20 protein-coding genes are annotated in these 21,301 nt (G+C 48.0%); 13 read left to right on the forward strand and 7 right to left on the reverse strand.

Features of this window, described 5'->3' with window-relative positions; translation table 11 throughout:
- The first annotated feature begins 58 nt into the window (after positions 1–58).
- Positions 59–3,118, forward strand: coding sequence for a M6 family metalloprotease domain-containing protein (locus tag QL223_RS18280; protein WP_281545559.1), 3,060 nt, complete (start codon positions 59–61; stop codon positions 3,116–3,118).
- Positions 3,119–3,173: 55 nt separating this feature from the next.
- Here QL223_RS18280 and QL223_RS18285 read toward each other — a convergent pair whose 3' ends face one another.
- Both QL223_RS18285 and QL223_RS18290 read right to left on the reverse strand, forming a co-directional pair.
- Positions 3,174–3,611, reverse strand: coding sequence for a L,D-transpeptidase family protein (locus QL223_RS18285; RefSeq protein WP_152442421.1), 438 nt, complete (start codon positions 3,609–3,611; stop codon positions 3,174–3,176).
- Positions 3,612–3,883: 272 nt separating this feature from the next.
- Positions 3,884–4,456 (reverse strand): hypothetical protein, encoded by a 573-nt coding sequence (locus QL223_RS18290; RefSeq protein WP_281545560.1) that lies wholly within the window; start codon positions 4,454–4,456, stop codon positions 3,884–3,886.
- Between the two features lie 427 nt (positions 4,457–4,883).
- Between QL223_RS18290 and QL223_RS18295 the strand changes: the two genes are divergently transcribed.
- The 4 genes from QL223_RS18295 to QL223_RS18310 all read left to right on the forward strand — a co-directional run bounded on the left by QL223_RS18295 (position 4,884) and on the right by QL223_RS18310 (position 8,687).
- The gene (locus tag QL223_RS18295) at positions 4,884–5,594 is read left to right on the forward strand and encodes a DUF969 domain-containing protein (RefSeq protein WP_281545561.1); all 711 of its coding nucleotides are present in this window, start codon (positions 4,884–4,886) and stop codon (positions 5,592–5,594) included.
- 5 nt (positions 5,595–5,599) lie between these two features.
- On the forward strand, positions 5,600–6,505 hold the full coding sequence (locus QL223_RS18300; RefSeq protein ID WP_281545562.1) for a DUF979 domain-containing protein: 906 nt from the start codon (positions 5,600–5,602) through the stop codon (positions 6,503–6,505).
- 8 nt (positions 6,506–6,513) lie between these two features.
- Positions 6,514–7,152 carry a pyroglutamyl-peptidase I gene (pcp, locus tag QL223_RS18305; RefSeq protein ID WP_002538581.1) on the forward strand — a complete coding sequence of 213 codons (639 nt, stop codon included), beginning with the start codon at positions 6,514–6,516 and terminating at the stop codon, positions 7,150–7,152.
- Positions 7,153–7,535: 383 nt separating this feature from the next.
- Positions 7,536–8,687, forward strand: a complete 1,152-nt coding sequence (locus tag QL223_RS18310; protein WP_002538582.1) for a porin — start codon at positions 7,536–7,538, stop codon at positions 8,685–8,687.
- 404 nt (positions 8,688–9,091) lie between these two features.
- Here the strand turns inward: QL223_RS18310 and QL223_RS18315 are convergent, their stop codons facing one another.
- Positions 9,092–10,123 (reverse strand): extracellular solute-binding protein, encoded by a 1,032-nt coding sequence (locus tag QL223_RS18315; protein WP_002538584.1) that lies wholly within the window; start codon positions 10,121–10,123, stop codon positions 9,092–9,094.
- A 434-nt stretch (positions 10,124–10,557) separates the two neighbouring features.
- On the opposite strand from QL223_RS18315, the gene QL223_RS18320 reads away from it, so the two are divergent.
- The 4 genes from QL223_RS18320 (at position 10,558) to QL223_RS18335 (ending at position 13,119) form a co-directional block, all read left to right on the forward strand.
- Entirely contained in the window at positions 10,558–11,061 is a 504-nt protein-coding gene (locus QL223_RS18320) for a GNAT family N-acetyltransferase (RefSeq protein WP_281545563.1), read from the forward strand.
- The gene (locus QL223_RS18325) at positions 11,058–11,441 is read left to right on the forward strand and encodes a RidA family protein (RefSeq protein ID WP_281545564.1); all 384 of its coding nucleotides are present in this window, start codon (positions 11,058–11,060) and stop codon (positions 11,439–11,441) included. The genes QL223_RS18320 and QL223_RS18325 overlap by 4 nt, the downstream gene beginning before the upstream one ends.
- Before the next feature lie 174 nt (positions 11,442–11,615).
- Positions 11,616–12,797, forward strand: coding sequence for an alpha/beta fold hydrolase (locus tag QL223_RS18330; protein ID WP_281545565.1), 1,182 nt, complete (start codon positions 11,616–11,618; stop codon positions 12,795–12,797).
- Between the two features lie 76 nt (positions 12,798–12,873).
- The gene (locus QL223_RS18335) at positions 12,874–13,119 is read left to right on the forward strand and encodes a hypothetical protein (RefSeq protein WP_002538593.1); all 246 of its coding nucleotides are present in this window, start codon (positions 12,874–12,876) and stop codon (positions 13,117–13,119) included.
- Positions 13,120–13,238: 119 nt separating this feature from the next.
- On the opposite strand, the gene QL223_RS18340 is transcribed toward QL223_RS18335, so the two are convergent.
- The 4 genes from QL223_RS18340 to QL223_RS18355 all read right to left on the reverse strand — a co-directional run bounded on the left by QL223_RS18340 (position 13,239) and on the right by QL223_RS18355 (position 16,580).
- Positions 13,239–14,627, reverse strand: a complete 1,389-nt coding sequence (locus tag QL223_RS18340) for a class II fumarate hydratase (RefSeq protein WP_281545566.1) — start codon at positions 14,625–14,627, stop codon at positions 13,239–13,241.
- A 17-nt stretch (positions 14,628–14,644) separates the two neighbouring features.
- On the reverse strand, positions 14,645–15,025 hold the full coding sequence (locus QL223_RS18345; RefSeq protein ID WP_046308446.1) for a hypothetical protein: 381 nt from the start codon (positions 15,023–15,025) through the stop codon (positions 14,645–14,647).
- A 153-nt stretch (positions 15,026–15,178) separates the two neighbouring features.
- The gene (gene trxC / locus QL223_RS18350) at positions 15,179–15,607 is read right to left on the reverse strand and encodes a thioredoxin TrxC (RefSeq protein WP_046308445.1); all 429 of its coding nucleotides are present in this window, start codon (positions 15,605–15,607) and stop codon (positions 15,179–15,181) included.
- A 79-nt stretch (positions 15,608–15,686) separates the two neighbouring features.
- Positions 15,687–16,580: a LysR family transcriptional regulator gene (locus QL223_RS18355; RefSeq protein WP_281545567.1), complete on the reverse strand. Its 894-nt coding sequence runs from the start codon at positions 16,578–16,580 to the stop codon at positions 15,687–15,689.
- Positions 16,581–16,713: 133 nt separating this feature from the next.
- Between QL223_RS18355 and QL223_RS18360 the strand changes: the two genes are divergently transcribed.
- The 4 genes from QL223_RS18360 (at position 16,714) to QL223_RS18375 (ending at position 21,284) form a co-directional block, all read left to right on the forward strand.
- Positions 16,714–17,118, forward strand: coding sequence for a RidA family protein (locus QL223_RS18360; protein WP_281545568.1), 405 nt, complete (start codon positions 16,714–16,716; stop codon positions 17,116–17,118).
- 42 nt (positions 17,119–17,160) lie between these two features.
- Complete coding sequence (locus QL223_RS18365; RefSeq protein ID WP_281545569.1) at positions 17,161–18,609, forward strand: aldehyde dehydrogenase family protein; 1,449 nt, start codon at positions 17,161–17,163, stop codon at positions 18,607–18,609.
- 22 nt (positions 18,610–18,631) lie between these two features.
- Positions 18,632–19,618 carry a membrane dipeptidase gene (locus QL223_RS18370; RefSeq protein ID WP_281545570.1) on the forward strand — a complete coding sequence of 329 codons (987 nt, stop codon included), beginning with the start codon at positions 18,632–18,634 and terminating at the stop codon, positions 19,616–19,618.
- 94 nt (positions 19,619–19,712) lie between these two features.
- Positions 19,713–21,284 (forward strand): BCCT family transporter, encoded by a 1,572-nt coding sequence (locus QL223_RS18375; protein ID WP_046308440.1) that lies wholly within the window; start codon positions 19,713–19,715, stop codon positions 21,282–21,284.
- Positions 21,285–21,301: the final 17 nt, after the last annotated feature.

The following is a 21,301-nucleotide window of genomic DNA, read 5'->3' on the forward strand; positions in this document are numbered from 1 at the left end:
GATAAGAAAAATATTAGTTCGGCGTTTTATTTCGCTATTGAAGGGTGAGACGGGTGTTATGAAAGGAAGCAATCGGGCAGGAAGCCTGTTACTGACAATGCTTGGATGCATGTTCTCGGGCAGCGTATTCTCCACAACGATGCCAGCGCCAGTTTGGCACAAAATCGAATTGGCAAATGGTGATCAAATAGAAGTGAAATTACGAGGTAATGAAGCGTTTCATTGGCACGAAGATAGAGCCGGAAATGCCCTTATCTTAAAGGACGACAATTGGTATTTCGCTGAAATCACTCTTGAGAACGGACATTCGCAGTTAAGTTCGACGGGGGTACGTAAAACCAGCGAAGATCATGGATTGAAAGCATCTCAATATCGGCCCGAAGCTGTTTCTGTTCATCCTCTTGCTCGTGCCAACCTTTTTGCGAATAAAACAGCACAGTTTTCTCCTTCTCAAATTGGTGTGTCATCCGCGCCATCAATGCGCCGCGAAGCCTCTTTTGCTTCTAATGCTGTGAACCAACCTCTACTTGTGGTCACGGTCTCTTTTAAAGACGCGGTGATGAGAAATGATTTCCAGCCACTGATCTTCGGTAACGACGGAAAACAGAGTGTCACGGATTACTTCCTGAAAAATTCGATGAATAACTACCGCGTTGTGCCTGCCGTGGAATCTCAAGGGCAAGCCAACGATGGTGTGATTTCGGTTTCTTTGGAGCTGGACCACCCAGACTGTCATCGAGGTGACTTCTGTAATGCTAAGCTCAACCAAGTATTCAAAGATGCCTATAGTGTTGTAGACAACCATCTGGATTTTTCTGCGTACGACACGAACAGTGATGGCACGATTTCCCCTACTGAGCTCTCAGTCATGTTTGTGTTTGCCGGCAATGACATGTCATACGGTGCGCCATTAGGTGAGCCTGCCATTTGGCCTCATAAGTTTTCACATGATGCTGTTTCTGTTGATGGTAAGCAAATCAGCAGTTACTGCCTTTTTGCTGATTTCCAAGGTGACCACCAATCTACCATGGGCGTGATCGCGCATGAATTAGGCCACCTGATGTTGGATTTGCCGGATCTTTATTCTTATGAACATAAAGGGTCTATCGGCAGTTGGGGATTAATGGGAGGTGGCTCTTGGGGAACGAAGCCGGGCGACAGATATCCTGGCGAGACGCCAGTCAATATGACCGCATGGAGCAAACACCAAGCTAACTTCTTTACTCCCCGCGAAATTACACCGAGTGATGATTATGTCGAAATAGGAAATCAAGAGGCAGCGATTGTTCATCTGGATCCTTATCTGCGCGAGTATGGTTCAAAGCTATATCTAGAGAATCGTGTATATAGCGACTATGACGAGGCACTAACGGCAGAAGGTCTACTGATGACCAGTGTGAACGTGAACAATGCCTTCAATTATACAGGCCCAATGCAGGTACAGGTTCTCCAAGCCGATAACAGGAAAGATCTCGAAATTGGTGGATATTCAGATTCGGGGGATATCTTCCCCGGCCTGTATGGAATAACGGAAATTGCAGATAACACTGAGCCGTCTTTGCAATCCATTACCGGTCAGCCGAGCAACGTTCGCATATCGGGTATCAATGCTAATTCATCCAAAGCAAGCTTCTTTGTCGATAAACCTGAGCCTGGCAACCGCTTTGGCTTGCTAACAACCTTTGAAAGGTCATATGTCCATCCAAATCAGCGACCAGATATGGCGGCATTTGCGTTAGAACTTACGAGTGACGCAAGACTTGATGGTGTTCAGTTTCATGTATCGCCAACATCGATCTTTACTGAGCATAGCTACAAGGTTTGGCGCCTTCCATACAGTGCGCCAGTGTTTGGCAACCTTAGCATAGACACCTCCGTAGCAGACTTTATTCATCAAGGGCAAACAGAGGCAGGGGGACGGATTCTATTTGATACTCCACGGGTATTGAGTGCCGGAAAACACTTACTGGTTGTCGAGGTCGAAAGCACAGCGATGTTTGAGGAAAACTTTTTGTTTGCTCAGCCTGTGGTGGCAGAAAATCGTCGTGTAGAAAGGGTATGGCTGGGTGACCAGTCGCAAGCATCCACGACGGGTCTCGCTATGCGAAACTATTACACGACGCCTTTCGCTGCACTTTTCGACCCGGATGTACCTGCAGACGTTTTCGCATCAGATGATAGCTTAACTGTGCAGGAAAACGGCTCTGTATCGCTCAATCTACGTAAGAATGATTTTCATAAACTAGGCCAATCATACTCGCTGGAGATTGTAGAAGCGCCTCAACATGGAAAAATTGAAGGCGAACAATATGTTCCAAATGCAGGATTTATAGGAGTGGATAGCTTCTCCTATCGTCTGGTGGAAGAGGGTAGCGGAATACAATCGAATATTGCTCAAGTAACAGTTGAAGTTACGGAGACAAACACTGCCCCTGAAGTCATGATCGTTCCTTTCTATGCTTCTCTGACCCCCGGAAATGGTGTGACTCTAGGAGCGGAAGTTACTGATGCGGATGGCGATGCCGTGTCTTACCGATGGTCAACCGATAGCAAAGTCACAATCACAGAGAGTCTGGATACAGCCTCAATTCGGTTTGTTGTCCCTTATTCTGTAAAGGCCAATGACATTTTGGAGTTTTCAGTGGAAGTGACCGATGTTCGTGGCGCAGTGACGACAAAAGTGATTCGTTTGACCGTTGAGGACAGTGTGCCTGTTGCCCTGGATGATTATGCGACCCAAACTCTGGGGACAACGGTTTACTACGATGTAAAAAGCAATGATTACGACCATGATGATGATTATTTTTACATTTCCGGTGCATCTGCATCGGGCGTATTTGGCGTTGCCTTAGATAATGGCATGATCAGGTTTACAGCCCCAACCACTATGCCTGAGTCACAGGAAGTGATTATCACCTACTCTATTTATGACCCTCAGTATGGGAGTGAGGCAACGGCAACACTCACTATTCTTCTGGCTGAGGGAGCGGACACAGCTCCTGAAAATGGAGACTCAGAGAGTAGCGGCGGTGGGGGCGGAGGCTCGTCGATCTGGCTATTGCTTATGAGCGTGTTCTACTCAGCGCGTATCATGCAGGGGCGAAAACGTAGAATTTAAAACGTTATGAATCGAAAAAGCCTGAAAGAATTGATCCTTTCAGGCTTTTTTGTTCTTACCACTCAATATCAATAGGTGTTCCCACTTTCACCAGACTTAAAAACTCATCCATTTCCTCGTTATCGATGGCAATACAACCATCCGTCCAGTCTTTGCCCCGTTTAATACTGGGATGAGGGCCGTTACCATTTTTCTGTCCGTGGATCATAATCTGTCCGCCAGGACTAAAACCCAGCTTTTCGGCGCGTTTGCTATCGGTTTCGTTGGGGTAGTTAATGCGGATTGAACGGTAGAAGCTGGATTGTTCGTTAATCAGGTCGAGGAAATAGCGGCCTTCCGGCGTGCGTTTGTCACCTTCGCGGAGTTTGTGGCCTTTTGGGTTTGCTCCGAGGGAAATGCTGTACCAACGGACGATTTTATTACCCTGAATCAGATACATCTTGCGGGCAGATTTATCGACTTTCACCAAGTCGATCTTATGCTCGGTTTCCATTCCATTGGCTGAGAAAACCAGACTGCATAGCAAAGCCAAGCCCAGTGCTCTGAACAACGATTTCATAGCATCCCTAAAATTTAAGTGTTCCATTTCATTATTGGTGACAACACCAGAAAAGTCGCAACAACAAGCCCGTAAGCCAATTATTTAAACGGCATGGCGTGTCGAAAAACAGTAAAACAAGGGATACCGGAAAGGTGGTGTGTCAGAAGTGATATTCAGCCCCATCAGCGGGATGGGGCTCTCAAACTGATAATTGCTCGAGCGTCTTATTCCGCGAGGATATCGATGCAGCTATCCCAGGTCTTCTTGGTAACAGCGTCATGAGAAGAGGATTTCTTGTATACCGCGTCAATCACTTCATAAGGCTTAGTGGCTTTGTAGCTTGCAAATACCATGTAGGCATCAAGCTTGGGCGCGCCGGCTTGTTTGAGATCGTAAGCACCACCAGCCACTAAAGACTTCTGCGCGCAGAAGCTTGCGATGTTTAGGCGCTCTGCAGGTATATTGGCGACCTTTACTGCACATTGATCGAAGAGGTCGACGGAATAATCCCACGCACTGGTGAAATCTGCAGCGTACACATCTTCCACCAAATTGAGTTTGATTTGTGCAGCAGTACCTGAAGCAAATCGGTCAATCTGGGATTGTTTAGGTTGGTCTTGTAGCTTCTGAGAAGCGACAAGGTAAGCCATATCCGCCAGCTCAGCGCAGTAAGACATCTGAACCGTTTCTTTATTGGAATAAAGCTGAATGGGCTTAATGGGTTCTGGCTGGTTGGTACAGGCCGACAGCGTGGAGACAGATAAAATCAAAGTGAGCAGAGAACGAGTCGGTGCCATCATACATCCTTATTGACTGCGTCGATTCGGGACAACAAAACAAGCGGCCAGTATATATAGCTTTATTGGTCCTTTTTGTTTTCAAATTGAGATCTAAACACCGTAATCTATAATCCTAATAGTTGCTTTGTTTTAGCGCATTTCGTTCATTTCTCGCCCGCTGGCCGTATTTGAAGCACTCATTGCCTTTTATGCTAGAGATAAAAGGAGAATAAATAGGCAAGCCAAAGCAGGGTTCTTGCTTTACTGGAAGAGAGTTTTCCGACTTTAGTGGTGGAAATGAATGATTGGAGTAATTGAAGTGATTTATTGGTTGTTATAACAAAAAACTCTGATTGGAGGAGAAATTTCGGCTCTCGTATACTCGGGTGGAAGGCAGTTGGAAACCTTCCAAAAACACAATAAAAACGCCGTGTAGAGGGCAAACATGATCGACTTCTGGCCATTGATTGGCATCGTAATTATTACGGTAGGGTTGGCACTAAAGCTAAACACCTTGCTTGTTATTTTAGTTGCTGGGGTAGCAACGGGCCTCGTTGCCGATATCGCCTTGATGGATATTCTTTCCACGCTGGGCCAATCCTTCACCCAAAACCGCTATATGTCTCTTTTCATTCTTATTCTTCCCATGATTGGCATCCTAGAGCGCTATGGTCTTCGTCAACGTGCAGAACAGCTGATCGGTTCCATGAAAAAAGCGTCTGTCAGCAAAATTCTGATGACTTATCTACTACTACGGAAAGTGACGAATGGCATGGGTTTGAGCATTGGCGGTCACCCATCAATGATCCGTCCTTTAATTGCACCTATGGCGGAAGCGGCAGCAGAGAAAGTTTCACCGAAGCTGCAAGAAGAGAAACGTCAGGCCATTCGCGCACTCGCCGCTGCCAGTGAAAACTTTGGCAACTTCTTTAGTCAACTGCTGTTTATCGGCACGGGCGGTATCCTGCTGATTAAAGGTGTAATGGCTGACAACAAGTTGGATGTGCAGTTAGAAACCATGGCGTTGTGGGCGCTGCCAACGGCCATTGCTTCCTACATCGTGTTCGTGGTTTTCAGCAAAGTCGTGGAAGCCCGTTTGCTGAAAAACTTAGAAAAAGCCGCTGCAACGGCGACTGGCATCAAAAGCGAAGGGTAATGGCCATGCTTGAATATATTTACCAAACCACAGGTTTATTGTTGCTGGCTTTCTCGCTTCAAACCTTTTTGGACAAAGACAATCCCAAACGCGTCGGTACTGGCCTTTTCTGGTTAATTTACGGTGTAACCTTTATCTTCGGCGCGATGATACCGAACTGGGTGACAGGCTTAATGGTACTGGCGTTGACCGCGTTGGCTGCTGGCGGCTTCATGGGTGTGGGCAATTACAAAACCACCAACGAAGAAGAGCGTCAGAAAACCGCGTCTGTGCTGAAAAACAAACTCTTTATTCCCGCGGCGATTGTGCCGGTGGGAACCGTTGCTATCAGCCAATTTACTTCTCTGGGCGCGCTGGTGGGTCTGGGTATTGCGTCGATTGCATCAATCATTGTGGCGCTGGTCATGACGAAGAGTCAGCCAATACACAGTCTGAACGAAGGTCGTCGCCTGATTGACTCTATTGGCTGGGCCGCAATTTTGTCGCAGTTTCTCGCTGCATTGGGTTATCTGTTTAATCAAGCGGGTGTGGGTGATACCGTCGCGCAAATCGTGAAAATGATGATCCCGGAAAACATGCTGCTGGTAAATGTGATTGCCTACTGTGCCGGTATGATGATTTTCACTGTGGTGATGGGTAACGCCTTTGCGGCCTTTGCGGTGATCACGACAGGTATTGGTATTCCACTATTGGTGTTGGAAAACGGAGGTAACGCCGCAATTATTGGTGTGCTGGGCATGCTTTCAGGTTATTGCGGTACCCTGATGACACCTATGGCGGCAAACTTCAACATCGTGCCAGCCGCGTTGCTTGAACTGAAAAACAAGCACCACGTTATTCTGATGCAGGTGATCCCAGGGCTGATCATCTTGGCATTCAACATATTTGTTATGTACAGCTTTGCATTCTGAGGAAAGCGATGAAAAAAGTTCTGATTACGGGTTTCGAGCCGTTTGGCGGCGCATCGATCAACCCTGCGCTGGAAGCGGTGAAAAAACTAGATGGCGCTGAGCTTGACGGTGGTGTGATTGTGACCTGTGAAGTGCCGGTAACGCGGTATGATGCACTGAAAGCGATCAGTGAAGCCATTGAGGCGCATCAACCAAGTTATGTAATAACCGTCGGTCAGGCTGCGGGTCGCAATGCGATCACACCTGAGCGTGTGGCAATTAACATGGACGACTTCCGTATTCCAGATAATGGCGGAAACCAGCCGATTGATGAGCCCATCGACGAAGAAGGGCCTGCGGCCTATTTCTCGACCTTGCCAATCAAAGCGATTACCCGCAAGCTTCAGGAAAACGGTATTCCTTGCCAGGTTTCGAATACCGCAGGTACTTTTGTCTGTAACCACGTATTTTATGGTATTCAACACTTTTTACGTGACACAGATATCGGCCACGGCTTTATTCATATCCCTCTGCTACCAGAGCAAGCAGCTGCGACCGATCAGCCGTCCATGTCTCTGGATACTATCGTCGAAGGACTTCGTTTGGCAGCTCAAGCGACTCTTGAGAACAAGAAAGACATTTCTGAGGGGGCAGGGCAGATTTGCTAAGCCTCAGCGACTGATAGCCTAATAAGAAAAGAGCCGATAATGTCGGCTCTTTTTTTGTTATTTGGAGGACACTTTTTCATTTTCTGGTGCCCCAGCATAGTCTTCTAGCACTGATCCTTGAAACGCAAATATTCACCATAGCTTCTCAAATGGCTAATATTCAAATAATTGAATATTAAGTGCATAGATAATTAGTGTTCAATTATCGTGGAAGCGTAATTCTTGCCTTTCTTAGTTCCTCATTCAAAAGTGGGTCTTATTTCATCCTAACTCTTAATTATTAGGTTATTAGCGTCGGTATACGATGAGTGCTCACTGTGATTTACCCAAGTTGCAGTGGTGTTATTTGGCCTTGTGCAAAAATGAGTAAGGAGTACCCATTAATGAATAAGCATGCGCTTAAATTTGCGCCAATGACTTTGGCGATGATGTGTGCAAATGCATCTGCCGCTGTAACGCTCTATGACGATGATACCCATTCTGTTACCACCGATCTTCTGGTCAACGTCTTCTATACCAATTCGAGCTCTGATCGTTTATCTGATTTCAATGATCCGAACAGCAATAAAATCAGTCGTGACCAGTCTCGTGTTCGTATCGGCTTTTTGCCTAACTACATTGGTTTTAATTTTAAAACCGAAGTAAATGATCTCAAGATTGGTGCGCGTTCGTCATTCTGGGTCACGCTCAATGACACCGACAATAATCGCGGTGCAGAAGGCTTAGGTACCCGCTCTGGTATTGATGTGCGCCAGTTCTACGCCACTATTGATTCTGATTGGGGACAGGTATTGCTGGGTAAGGACTTCGGTCTGTTTTCACGCAGCAACATCCTTACCGATGAGTTGCTACTCGGTCACGGCCAAAGCAGTGATTACTATGGCCTTATTGACGGTGGAAACGTTTCTTTCGGTAACATTGGCTCGGGTTACACCTACCCATTCCCGAAAGCTCAAATGACTTATCGCACACCTGATCTGTCTGGTTTCCAAATTGCAGTGGGTGTGATGGACCCAAGCAAGAAGAGCGCAAACAGCTCGGAAGACAGCCCTCGATTTGAAAGTGAAATCACTTACACCGGCGACTTTGATACTGTTGACTTCAAAGCTTACATCAATGGTGTGACCCAAAGTTCGGAAGACAGTAATGGCACTGTTGATTCGGATGGTCTGGGCGGTGGTGTGCGAGTTGGCTTCGGTGGTTTAGCGTTGAATGCTTCTGGTTTCAGTACTACTGGGCTAGGAGATGTGGCTGGCTTGGATACTATCGTGAGTACAGAAAAGACCAAGTCAGATGGCTATTTGCTGCAAGGCTCTTACACCTTTGATAGTGAGCGATTTGTGCTGTCCTACGGCAACACTGAAGTCGACACTGATGGCACCAAAACGCTGGAGTACGAAAACAAAGCGGTGGCTTGGTTCCATACTGTGAATAGCAATCTGACCCTGGTGGCAGAATATAACCGTACCGAAGTGAACGAAGGTAACACCGAGAAAAACAACACCTACGCGTTAGGCGCCGTCGTCACTTTCTAATGGTTCTGAAGAGTACCCTTAAACCACGCCTGGTTTATTAAGCACGATAAGTGTTAGCGCTGAGAGGTCGCTTTCTGCAGTGTGCTAATGGCGTTAAGTTTGGCTTAGAGCTTAACGTCTTTTTTTCTTGCTCATTCCTCTGAAAAAAAATCACCCCAAGAAAATATCTGCAAATCCAGTTGGTTGGCTTTGGAATAGGCAAAACTTCGGCCTTGGGGTGAATAGAAGAAACCGCTTTCATAAAGCGTATTCAGTAATGCAAAAAATGCCTGCCTATCGGTTTAAAACAAACGCTCAATTTAAAAGATGAGACGATTTCTCAGAGAATATTTACGTAGAAAAAATAAGGAAAAACAACGAAAAGGCCAGCTCTGGGGTGGCCTTATGTAAACAGACGCGAAAAGTTATTCGCCAGTTTTCAAGCGCAGGAAGTAGTTTTCGTACTTCTCGGTCAGGTCGCCAACGGCGTCTTGCCACTCACCACGGTCAATGTCTTCTTGTGGCGGGAACAGAGTTGGGTTGTCTTTGTATGCGGCGTTAGACTTCTCAACCGCAGTCAGGTAACCGGTATCAGCACTGATTTTTGCTGCAATCTCTGGACGCAGAAGGAAGTCGATCATCTTGTGAGCCGCTTCGGTGTTCTTCGCGTTCTTTGGAATTGCCAGGCTATCTACCCAGAAGATACCGCCTTCTTTCGGCCATACCAGCTCAATCGGCAGACCTTCACGTTGTGCAGCGGCTGCAGAGCCATTCCACAACATGCCCAGACCTACCTCACCAGACAGATAAGGGTTCGCTGGGTTGTCTGAGTTGAATACCAATACGTTTGGCATCAGCTTTTTCAGCTCTTCGTATGCTTCATCAATCTGTTTTGGATCGGTAGAGTTACCCGAGTAACCCAGCTTACGCAGCGCGATGTGGAACACTTCGCGGGTGTCGTCCATCAGCATGATTTGGCCTTCGAGCTCTGGGTTCCACAGATCTGCCCAGCTGTCGAAATCTTCTGGGTTGTACATGTCAGTGTTCACTGCCAGACCTGTCATCGCAATCACGTGAGGGATGGAGTAATCGTTGCTTGGATCGAACGGCTTGTCGAGGTAGTTCTTATCCAGCTCAGTGAAGTTGTTCAGCTTCGAATGGTCGATTTTCTGGAGCATACCTTCATCGCGCATTTTTGCTACGAAGTAGGTTGATGGCACCACAAGATCATACCCGTCTGGGTGGGTTTTCATTTTCGCATACAGGGTTTCGTTCGACTCGTAAGTTGAGTAGATAACCTTGATGCCGGTTTCGCGGGTGAATTGTTCCAACAGCTCTGTTGAGATGTAAGGACCCCAGTTCGCGAAAATCAGTTGATCATCAGCAGCTTGTGCTGGTGTGGTGAAGATAGCGGCTGCACATGCAGCGCTGGCCAGAATTGAAGACCATTTTTTCATTGTCGGTTTCCACCTCCAAAGGCCCCCTCGATAGGGCGCATTAATACTCCAGGGATAAATCGTCATCCCCGCGTTAACATCTGATTTTACTCAGAGAATCTCGTCGGTTGGGCGGTCAGAAAGACATCCGAGCCCGAAAAAATCGGCGCGATATTACAGCCGAAACCCAGTGCTGGCAACTGATTCAGGCGACCGAACGCTACTATTCGCTTTAAGGGAAAAGAACAAGACAATTTCTGTAATGCTGACTTGCAGAAAAGAATCAAAAAAGACAGCACTCCCAATGGTGGGAAAGGAGCGGATTTCATTGGGACTTTTTGGCATTTGCGAGGCATGTTGGGAAGTTACGTTTTACGTGTGTCACCTGTCGGTAAGCGATTGTAGCGAGTGATACCTTATGTCGCTTAAAAAGGTCAGGCATCAGGGTAGAAAAGGTGGAGATAAAACTAAGAAAAGCAGTGTTTTCTGACGCGGAGAAAATAGCAAAAATTCATGTCGACTCTTGGGAAGTCGCATTCGAGGGGTTAATGCCAGAGAACTATATCAAAGGCTATACGCTCTCAGCCCGTATTAAAGAGTGGCAGGAAACTATACGAACGAATGCTGAATTTGTCGTTATTGCGGAAAGTGCCTCCACAGTGGTTGGGTTTATGTCTTATCGACCCCACCCCGATGCCACAGAGATTATTAAGCTGAGTAAGTTGTACCTTTGCCCAACCCATTATGGAAAGGGTTCGGGGAGCCTATTTATGCGCAATTTGGAAAATACAGCTCGAGATAGCGGCGTGAGAACGATCCATCTATACGTGCTCAATAATAACGCAACAGCTATTCAGTTTTACACGAAGCATGGTTTTGAAAATGCGGATGGTTTTGTTTCGGAAGAGTTTGAAGGCACCACAATCATTGATGTGCTGATGGAAAAGAGGGTGTCATGAAGAAATCAATCGTCCCAGAAGAATTTAAGCATTACTTCGATGATTGGCATTTTTCGCCAGTGATGGACGCGGGTGGCACTGTGTATCTTTCCGGTGTGACTGCTGCAAGAAAAGACAAGCCAATCAGTACAGACCCCGAAGAGCAGTTTCATGATGCGTTTTACAAGCTGGGTATATACCTGAATGCGGCAGGGCTCAGTTATTCAGATATCGTTGAAATGACCACATTTCACATAGAACTAAAAAAGCACATCGATGTTTTCTCTATGGTTAAGGATGAGTACATCAAAGCGCCATATCCTGCTTGGTCTGCCATTGGTGTATCGGAGTTTATCCCTGACAATGCGTTGGTAGAGATGAGAATTGTTGCAAAGCGCTAGTATGTCGAGGCAAGTTTTACTTCATAAAAGCCCACAGCCTGTCCATTTTAAAGTTATGAAAAATAATAGTATTTGGCTGATTTTTACAACGGCTGACATTTTTTTCACACTGCGTTGTTTAAAGTGATTTCATTAATCAGTAGGGATGGCTCATCCCATTCTGCGAGAGGTTTTATGAAATCCAAATACTCAACTTATTTGAAAGTGGTAGCTGTTGTATTGGGAGGAGCATTCCTGACAACAGGCTGTTTGCAGGCACCTGATGAGCCTCTATATCGCACATCAGAGAAATTGCCTGAGTATGAGCAAACGTCGTTTGAGGAATATGTTAAAGACACCAAACTTTGGCTGGAGCAAAACCGGGTCTTTTTGACGGACGACAAACAGACAGAAATTGATGCAAATACGCCGTTTGAGCTTGCTCCAAAGGACCAAGTCACGCCGACTAAGGGCGTACTTTTTGTACACGGGCTAGGTGATTCTCCATTCTATTTCAGAGATATTGCCAACGTTCTCTCTGAGCAGGGCTTTCTGGTTAGAACCGTTTTACTTCCCGGTCATGGCTCGCGTCCCGGCGACCTGATTTTGCCAACCTTTGATGATTGGAAGCGGGTGGTTCAACACCATGCAGAGCTGTTGGCAAACGATGTGGATGAAGTTTGGTTGGGCGGTTTCTCGACGGGTGCAAACCTCGTAACGGCTTATGCTGCTCAACATGATGATATTGATGGTCTGCTGTTGTTTTCTCCGGCTATGGCGCCAAAAGATTCCCTGCATGTGATTGCTCCAGTGGCTAACTACTTTCTGGATTGGCTGGATGTCGATCCGCATGAAGACAACTACACCCGTTACGCAACCCTGGCCACAAACGGTGCAGCTTTATTTTCTGAGTCGGTCAGTGAAGTGAATGATCAGCTGTCAGAAACGCCATATCGCAAGCCTGTATTGATGGTCATCAGCGAGAGCGACAGCGTGTTAGATTCAGCTGAAACCATTGACCTGTTTAAGTCGAGCTTTCTTCACCCTCAAAGCCGTTTTGTATGGTACGGGGACGGGAAAATCACAGGAGACACACGCATTATCTCTTTGGCTTCATCCATTCCAGAGCAACGTATCAGTACGTTTTCTCACATGAGTGTGTTGTTCTCTCCAACCAACGAATACTACGGCAAAAACGGTAGCCAATTGGTTTGTGACAACGGCCAGAGTGAGGAAGCAGAAAAAGCGTGTCCTTATAGCGAAGAACTTTGGTATTCCAGTTATGACTATTTGGAAGAAGGTAAAATCCATGCCCGTTTAACGTGGAATCCCTATTTTTCAGAGTTAGCGGAAACCATTGAAACTGTGACAAAGTAAGCGCGTCTCGTTGCCAATGGCATGTGCGGCATGGAATAATCCTGCGCATTATTCAAACCGCAATAACTGTGAATTTATGACTGACAAAATTGATATCATCAGCACCCTCGAAGAGCTGGAAACCTTCCTTATCGCCATTGAAAGCGGTGGTCTGGGGCTGACGGGGGTAGCGGGTGTTGCGCTGGCAACCAACAATGCCACTGGTCAGCCGTTTCTTGCTGTGCTGGATGATAAACATCAACTGATCCTTGCGCGCGACGTAACCCCTGAAGTGTTTGAGACTGGCAAAGATTTGGTTCGTTACGGACCGAAAAAGCACTAATTCTTAGTTTAGAAAGTTTGCTTTCACTAACAACAAACGCCCTCAATTGAGGGCGTTTGTTGTCCGGAATCTAACGGCTGTTCCGGTATTTCAGCAAGTGAAGGTAGTGCTTTGAGTTATTATTCTGCCAACCCACCTTGGGTGAGTTGGGTAGGGTCGAGCAAGCGCGTTAACGTTTCTCTGTCTAAATCTGTCTCTTCTTCCGCAACATCAATGATGGCTCGACCTTCTTTGTATGCCTTTTTGGCGATCTCTGCCGCTTTCAGGTAGCCAATCACGGGGTTGAGTGCCGTGACCAAAATGGGGTTCTTTGCTAGCGCAACATCCAGATTTTCTTTCCTGACCGTGAACGTGAAAATGGCTTTGTCTGCGAGTGCACGCGAACTGTTACTGAGCAGTTCAATGCTCTCCAACACATTATGCGCAATCACCGGAAGCATCACGTTAAGCTGGAAGTTGCCAGATTGGCCAGCCACGGTGACGGTGGCGTCGTTACCAATCACCTGCGCTGCTGCCATGGCTGCGGCTTCAGGAATCACGGGGTTCACTTTTCCCGGCATGATGGATGATCCTGGCTGCAAGCCCTGAAGCTCAATTTCTCCTAATCCTGCCAATGGACCGGAGTTCATCCAACGCAGATCATTGGCAATCTTCATGATGGCAACAGCAGCCGTCTTGAGTTGGCCAGACAAAGCTACCATGGCGTCTTGACTGCTGAGATTGAAGAAGAAGTTTTCGCTGGCTTCAAATTGCGCGCCTGTCGCTTGTGACAGGTTGTGGGCGAATGCGGAAGCAAATCGTGGATCTGCATTAATACCTGTACCAACCGCAGTACCACCTTGAGCGAGAGCTTTAACCGCTCCCAGGCTGCGTTCAATACCTTGTTTGGCATGCTCAACCTGGAATTGCCAGCCGCCGAGTTCCTGATCAAAAGTCACTGGCATTGCATCCATCAAATGGGTGCGCCCTGTTTTGACCACGGCACCGATATCTTCACGCTTCATATGCAGTGTATGGGAGAGGTGTGCCAAAGATGGCAGAAGGTGCTTTTCAATCGTCAAAGCAGCGCTGACTTGAATCGCAGTAGGGATGACGTCATTGCTACTTTGGCCCATATTTACATGGTCATTTGGACTAACAACATCGCCAAGCTTGGCGCTGGCGAGCGTCGCAATCACTTCATTGGCATTCATGTTAGAACTGGTGCCCGAACCGGTTTGGAACACATCGACAGGAAATTGATCGAGGTGTTCACCATCAATGATCTCTTGGGCAGCGTCAGAGATTGATTCAGCAATGTCACCTTGCAGCAAACCCAGCTGTGCATTGGTGATAGCAGCGGTCTGCTTAATGTATGCCAAGGCCTGAATAAAAGTGGCTGGCATAGTGTGTCGACTGAACTGGAAATTGTCGACGGCACGCTGAGTTTGTGCTTGGTAGAGGGCATCGGCAGGAACGCGAATTTCCCCCATGCTGTCTTTCTCTGTTCTGAATTCTTGGGTAGTCATACAGGGTCCTTTTGCCTTTAATCCAATGGTGCCTGAAGGCGTTGTAATTCGAGTTGTAGTGAGAGGAATCTCTGTTCCCCGCCATGGCGGCGTTTATAAAACCGTTTGAGCGCAATCAGAGGCTCATGAATCATGTTCAGGCACACATGGCGGAATTGCTGTGATCGCTTGGGGTCGCGGATGGCTTCAATCATTGCGAAATAAATCTGACGCAGATACAGCTCGGCGAGCAGCGGGCTTTCGTTTTCTGCGCCTAACTCATGGTAGGAAGCGAGCGTGACACCGGACTGAATGAAGTGGTAAACCACATCAGGCTCATAGCCCCAGACAATGTCTGAACTATTAAACCTTTCCAACGACTGAAAATACTCTGTGTATAAAAACGTTCTGTCGATCATCTACCGGCCCTGATTTATTTATAGATAATGATAATTATTATCATTAAGTGATTTTGATAACAACCCCTTGGTTTTTGTCGTTATTGAGGATTTCGGTTCAATCGAAACAAAAAAGGGCGCTTTAGCGCCCCTCGATATGGATAGTGAAATGAGTTAGATAGCCTGGGATAACCAGCCGTTGAACTCATTTTGTGGCAGCGCACCGTTGATTTGCTGTGCCATCTTTCCATCTTTAAACACCATGATGGTTGGTATGCTGCGGATTCGATATTTCGCTGCCAGCGCTTGCTGCTCTTCCGTGTTTACTTTGACGAAGATAGCGTCTTCTTGCTTACCTTTTGCGGTGGCCTCAAATACTGGCGCGAATCCCTGACATGGACCACACCAAGGCGCCCAAAAATCAATAACCACAGGCTTACCTGAAGCGAGCAGGGCGTCCATGTTGTCATCAGTGCCTTCAATCGGTTTTCCTGTTAGCAGCGAAGACTTACAAATGCCGCAGCTTGGATTCTCATCAACGCGCTCAGCTGGAATGCGATTCAGCTTATTACAATGTGGACAACGCACGGTTAATGTACTCATTTTGAAAACCTTTCCTTTGATTTGCTTGGGTGTAGATTATTCGTATCCCGGCTTTGAGGCTATTTCATTTCTCCTATCGTTAAGATTGGTTTTTCCTATCATCAGCAAGTCGTGTTTTGCAGAGTTCGTAAAATTCATAAGCCTGCGGCGAAAAATAGCGATCTTTTAGCCGTAAGATACCAATTTGTCTTTCCACATAAGGTGTTGTTAGGGGCAGCCAACAGAGTTCCCTCTCATCATCTGGGAAAGCGAGTTTAGGCAGGGTAGTAATGCCTATCCCGAGCTTTAAAACGGAAAACAGGGAGGTAATGTTTTCGACGCTGTAACGTGCATTGGCAGCGAGCACATTGGCATGTGTTGGCTCAAGCAGCGTACAGGTACCATTTTTTACAAAAGGAAGCGCCACCAGATCTTGCCATTCGATGTCTCTTGCCTGCTGTGTTAGAGGATGGTCTTTCAAACACACGACACCCAAGGGGTCTGCCAGCAGCGGTGTGAATTCAATGCGTTCATCCTGAATATGAAGACAGTTTCCCAGCGCCAAATCTACTTCACCTGCGAGCAACCTTGCTTCGACACCGGCTGCGTTGTCATCCACCAGAGCGACATCTACATTCGGATGGTTTTCTGTGTAGCTAGCAAGAATGGTCGGGATTAACTTGGCAGCGACCGAAGGAACGCTGGCGATTCTAACCTGACCTAATTGGCCTGCGGCGGCAGCGCAGAGGTCTGAATTCAGCTCATCATAGAGCTTGAGGAACTGATTGATTTTAGGAAGACAGAATTCGCCAAAAGGGGTGAGCTTAGCTTTGTGTCCCGTATCAAAAAGGGATTGTCCCAGTATCTTTTCAAGTTCTTTTACTGAGGTAGACAGTGCAGCCTGTGAACGATTGGCTTTTGAAGCCGCAGCGCGAAAACCACGCTGTTCTGCCACCAGAGAAAAGTGTTTCAACTGCTGTAGCTTGATATCCATATCTCCAAACCCCTCTCCGCAAAGTGATAAGTAAAACTGAACAATTGAAAAAAATTAACCGTTCGTTTTATCAAAAATTGTAAGGCAGACTTTAATCAATTGTTAACAAATTGACAAAGAGAGTCTGAATTCAATGTTGCCTCAAGATAGTCACCCAGCCGAGAAATCCGTGATTAAAACAGATCTGTTTGCCTCAAAAGCACCCCTTGAGTGGGCGGTAGGGCATAACGGCACGCTCTACACTGCTCAAATCCCGATTGATAGCCAAGGCCAGCTGGTGGATGGCGGCATTGAAGCACAGACCCGTCAAACCTTGGATAACCTGATGCATACGCTTGAAAGTGCCGGCGTGACCAGCTCAGCGGTGCTGCAAGTGCTGATTTACGTCACTGACCGTAGTTACCTTGCAACCGTCAATCAGGTGTACGGCGAATACTTTAATGCGCCATACCCCAACCGTGCGGCCATGGTGGTGGCGGGTTTAGCGAGGGAAGGCATGTTGGTGGAGCTGGTGGTGTACGCCGTTCTTCCTCAATAACGAATGAATTTGAAATAAAAAAATGAGATCAAGGAGTTAAGGATGAGCCTGAACAGAGAGAACGCACTCTACATCGGTGGGGAGTGGTGTCATGGAGCCAGCACGGTTGCCAACATTAACCCATCTAACATTTCCGAGTCTTTGGGTGACTTTGCGCAAGCCAGCCAAGCTCAGGTTCATCAGGCGATTGCCTGTGCCCGTGAAGCACAACCAGTGTGGGCGAAAACGCCGTTGGAGCAAAAACAGAAAGTATTGCAAACCATTGGCGATGAGCTGATTGCTCGCTGTGATGATTTGGGTCGTTTGCTTTCCAGTGAAGAAGGCAAGCCTTTCGCTGAAGGTCGCGGGGAGATTTACCGTGCGGGACAATTCTTCCAATACTACGCGGCGGAAGTGCTGCGCCAAATGGGTGAAATGGCCGAGTCTGTGCGTCCCGGCGTTCAGGTGGAAGTCACTCGCGAAGCAGTTGGCGTGGTCGCGATCATTTCGCCATGGAACTTCCCGACGGCGACCGCCTCTTGGAAAATCGCGCCAGCGCTGGCATTTGGCAACAGTGTAATTTGGAAGCCTGCCAACCTGACACCGGCAAGTGCCGTGGCATTGGCAGACATCATTCATCGTTCAGGGCTGCCAGCAGGGGTGTTTAATCTGGTGCTGGGGTCGGGCTCTGAAGTGGGCGATACCCTGATCCACAGCAGCGAAATCGATGCTGTCAGCTTCACGGGTTCAGTAGATGTAGGCCGAAAAGTAGCGGCAGCGACGGCGCCTAACTTTGTTCGCTGCCAGCTTGAAATGGGCAGTAAGAATGCCCTTGTTATTGCCGAAGACGCTGACATCAATATCGCCGTAGAATCAACCATTGCCGGCTCATTCTCTGGGACAGGTCAGAAGTGTACCGCGTCCTCCCGCCTTATCGTCCTTGATAGCGTTCATGATGCTTACGTTGAAGCACTTTCCGCGCGTATGCAGCAACTGAAAGTCGGTCATGCGTTGGAAGACGGCGTGTTTATGGGGCCAGTCGTCGATGAACGCCAACTCTCTTCAAACCTGAAATGGGTGGAGAGAGCCCATGAATTGGGTGCGGAACTTGTCACTGGTGGTGAGCGTTTAACCCTTGAAAACGACGGCTACTACATGGCGCCGACCTTGTTCATCAATACCCAGAATGATTGGGACATCAATCAGGAAGAGCTATTCGCTCCTATGGCTTGCGTTCAGCGCGTCGGCTCTCTGGATGAGGCCATCGCCAAAGTGAATGAAACCCGTTTTGGCCTGACTGCGGGGATAGTGACGTCCAGCCTTCGCAGCAGCGCCCTCTTTAAACAGCAAGCCCAAACCGGTTGTGTGATGGTGAACCTGCCAACGGCAGGTACTGACTATCACGTACCGTTTGGCGGCCGCAAGGAATCCAGCTTTGGTCCGCGTGAGCAAGGCCAGTATGCACGTGACTTCTACACCATCGTGAAAACGGCTTATCAGCGCGCGTACTAATTGAACAGGGTAGGGACAGCTTATGTATCAGGACGAAATCATCATCGATGGATTGCAATACTGCCTTTGGGACAGAGCGTATTTTGAATCGCTCAAACAAAGCGGTGTCACTGCGGTTCATGTGACCTTGGTGTACCACGAGAATGCACGTGAAACACTGACCCGTTTTGCCGAGTGGAATCTACATTTCGAGCGAAACAGCGATCTGATCATGCCTGTTCTGTCCATGGAAGACGTTTTCAAGGCGAAAAGCGAAGGCAAGGTTGGCATCTTTTTCGGTGCCCAGAATTGCTCGCCGATCGACGATGAAATCGGCCTGATTGAGGTCATGCGTAAGCTCGGTCTTTTGATCATGCAGTTGACCTATAACAACCAGAGCTTGCTGGCGACGGGTTGTTACGAGCAGGAAGACAGCGGTGTCACCCGCTTTGGCAAGCAAGCTATCGCGGAAATGAACCGTGTTGGCATGATTGTCGATATGTCTCATAGCTCTGAGCGTTCAACGCTGGAAGCGATTGATTTGTCTTCACGCCCTATCTGTATCAGCCATGCCAACCCGCAGCGCGCGCACGCAGCGCTTCGCAATAAGTCGGATGAAGTGATCCGAGCCTTATGCGAAAGAGGCGGTTTGCTTGGCTTCAGTCTTTACCCTTTCCACCTTCCTGGCGGCAGCGATTGCAGCTTGGAAGACTTTTGCCGAATGGTCGCCGATACCGCTGAAATGGTCGGTGTAGAACGCCTCGCTATTGGCAGCGACCTTTGTCAAAACCAGCCACAAAGTGTTCTCGAATGGATGCGAAATGGCAGATGGTCGAAAAGCCTCGATTACGGAGAAGGCTCGGCTTCAAACGCTGGCTGGCCTGCGGCTTTGCCGTGGTTCCCAGAGACCAGCGGGCTAAAAAATATTTATCAGGGATTGCGCGAAATTGGATTCAGTGAACAGGAAACGGCAGGGATACTCGGCCGCAACTGGCTCACTTTTTTGGAAGACGGCTTAAAGCCGGAATAAATATCTAAACATTTCGCGAAGCGGGATAACCGCTCACAAGGAGCAAGGTTTCTGGACGCTGGTTCAGGGGCTAATGACAACGTGGAGACAGATGATGTCTGAATTACTCAATGCAGAGAAGACAAGCACTGTAAATAAGGAACAAAGTGTCTGGGTAAAACTGGGTCTTGATAATCCGGTTTTTTGGATGAGCGGCGGATTTCTCACGCTGTTTGTGGTGATAGCGCTTGTTGATAACAAGCTTCTGTCTTCACTGGTCAATGCTGGCTTCAGTTGGAGTGTGTCCTTCTTTGGCCCTTACTGGCAGTTGCTGCTGCTGGCGACGTTTTTGATTGGTCTTGCACTGGCATTTAGTCCAGGTACCGGGAAAGTGCGCTTAGGTGCGATGGACAAGCCCGAAATGGAAGGCTTCAAATGGCTGGCAATCATTCTTTGTACCCTTTTGGCCGGCGGTGGTGTCTTTTGGGCGGCGGCAGAGCCGATTGCTCACTTCGTTAATCCTCCTCCACTGTATGGCGTGCCTGAAGGCAATATTCAGCGTCAGGCATTTAATGCATTGGCGCAGTCCTTCATGCACTGGGGTTTTCTTGCCTGGGCTATTCTCGGCACCCTGACCACTATTGTGCTGATGCACCTGCACTATGACAAAGGGCTACCCCTCAAGCCGCGTACTCTGCTTTACCCGGTATTCGGTGAGCGTGCCATGACTGGCATGTTTGGTGCCTTGATTGATGCTTGCTGCATCATTGCGGTTGCGGCGGGAACCATTGGACCAATTGGCTTCCTTGGTCTGCAAATCAGCTATGCACTGAACGCCTTGTTTGCATTACCTGATGGCTTCACGACCCAATTCATCATCATCCTTTGTGCCATTGCTATCTACACCATCTCAGCATTGAGTGGCGTCAACCGCGGTATCCAGATCCTGAGTCGTTACAACGTGATTCTGGCTGTGGGCCTCATGGCATATATCCTTTTGGTTGGCCCGACTGATTTCATTATCAATGGTTACCTGCAAGGCGTAGGCACCATGGTCGACAACTTCATCCCTATGGCTACCTTCCGCGGCGATATGGGTTGGCTGAGCTGGTGGACTGTATTTTTCTGGGGCTGGTTCCTGGGCTACGGTCCGATGATGGCCATCTTTATTGCACGTATCTCACGTGGTAGAACGATTCGCCAACTGGTCACCACGATCAGTATTATCGCGCCGCTTATTACCTGCTTCTGGTTCACCATTGTGGGTGGCTCGGGGCTGGCTTTTGAAATGGCAGAACCTGGCTCGGTGAGTAAAGCATTCGAAGGGTTTAACCTGCCGGCGTCACTACTTGCCATTACTCAGCAACTGCCTTTCCCCATGCTGATGTCGATTCTATTCCTAATCCTCACCACGGTGTTCATTGTCACCACGGGTGACTCCATGACTTACACCATCAGCGTGGTGATCAGCGGCGACCTCAACCCAAATGGTCTGATGCGCACTTTCTGGGGTGTCATGATGGGGGCTACCGCCATCATTCTTATCTCCCTTGGCTCTGGCGGCGTTTCCGCACTCCAATCTTTCATTGTTATCACTGCGGTGCCGGTATCGCTCATCCTGCTGCCGTCACTGTGGAATGGTCCGAAAATCGCACTGCAAATGGCGAAAGAGCAGGGTTTGGATTGATGGTCGCGATTTGAAAG

It is taken from the genome of Grimontia sp. SpTr1 (assembly GCF_947387585.1).
GTDB lineage: Bacteria > Pseudomonadota > Gammaproteobacteria > Enterobacterales > Vibrionaceae > Enterovibrio > Enterovibrio indicus.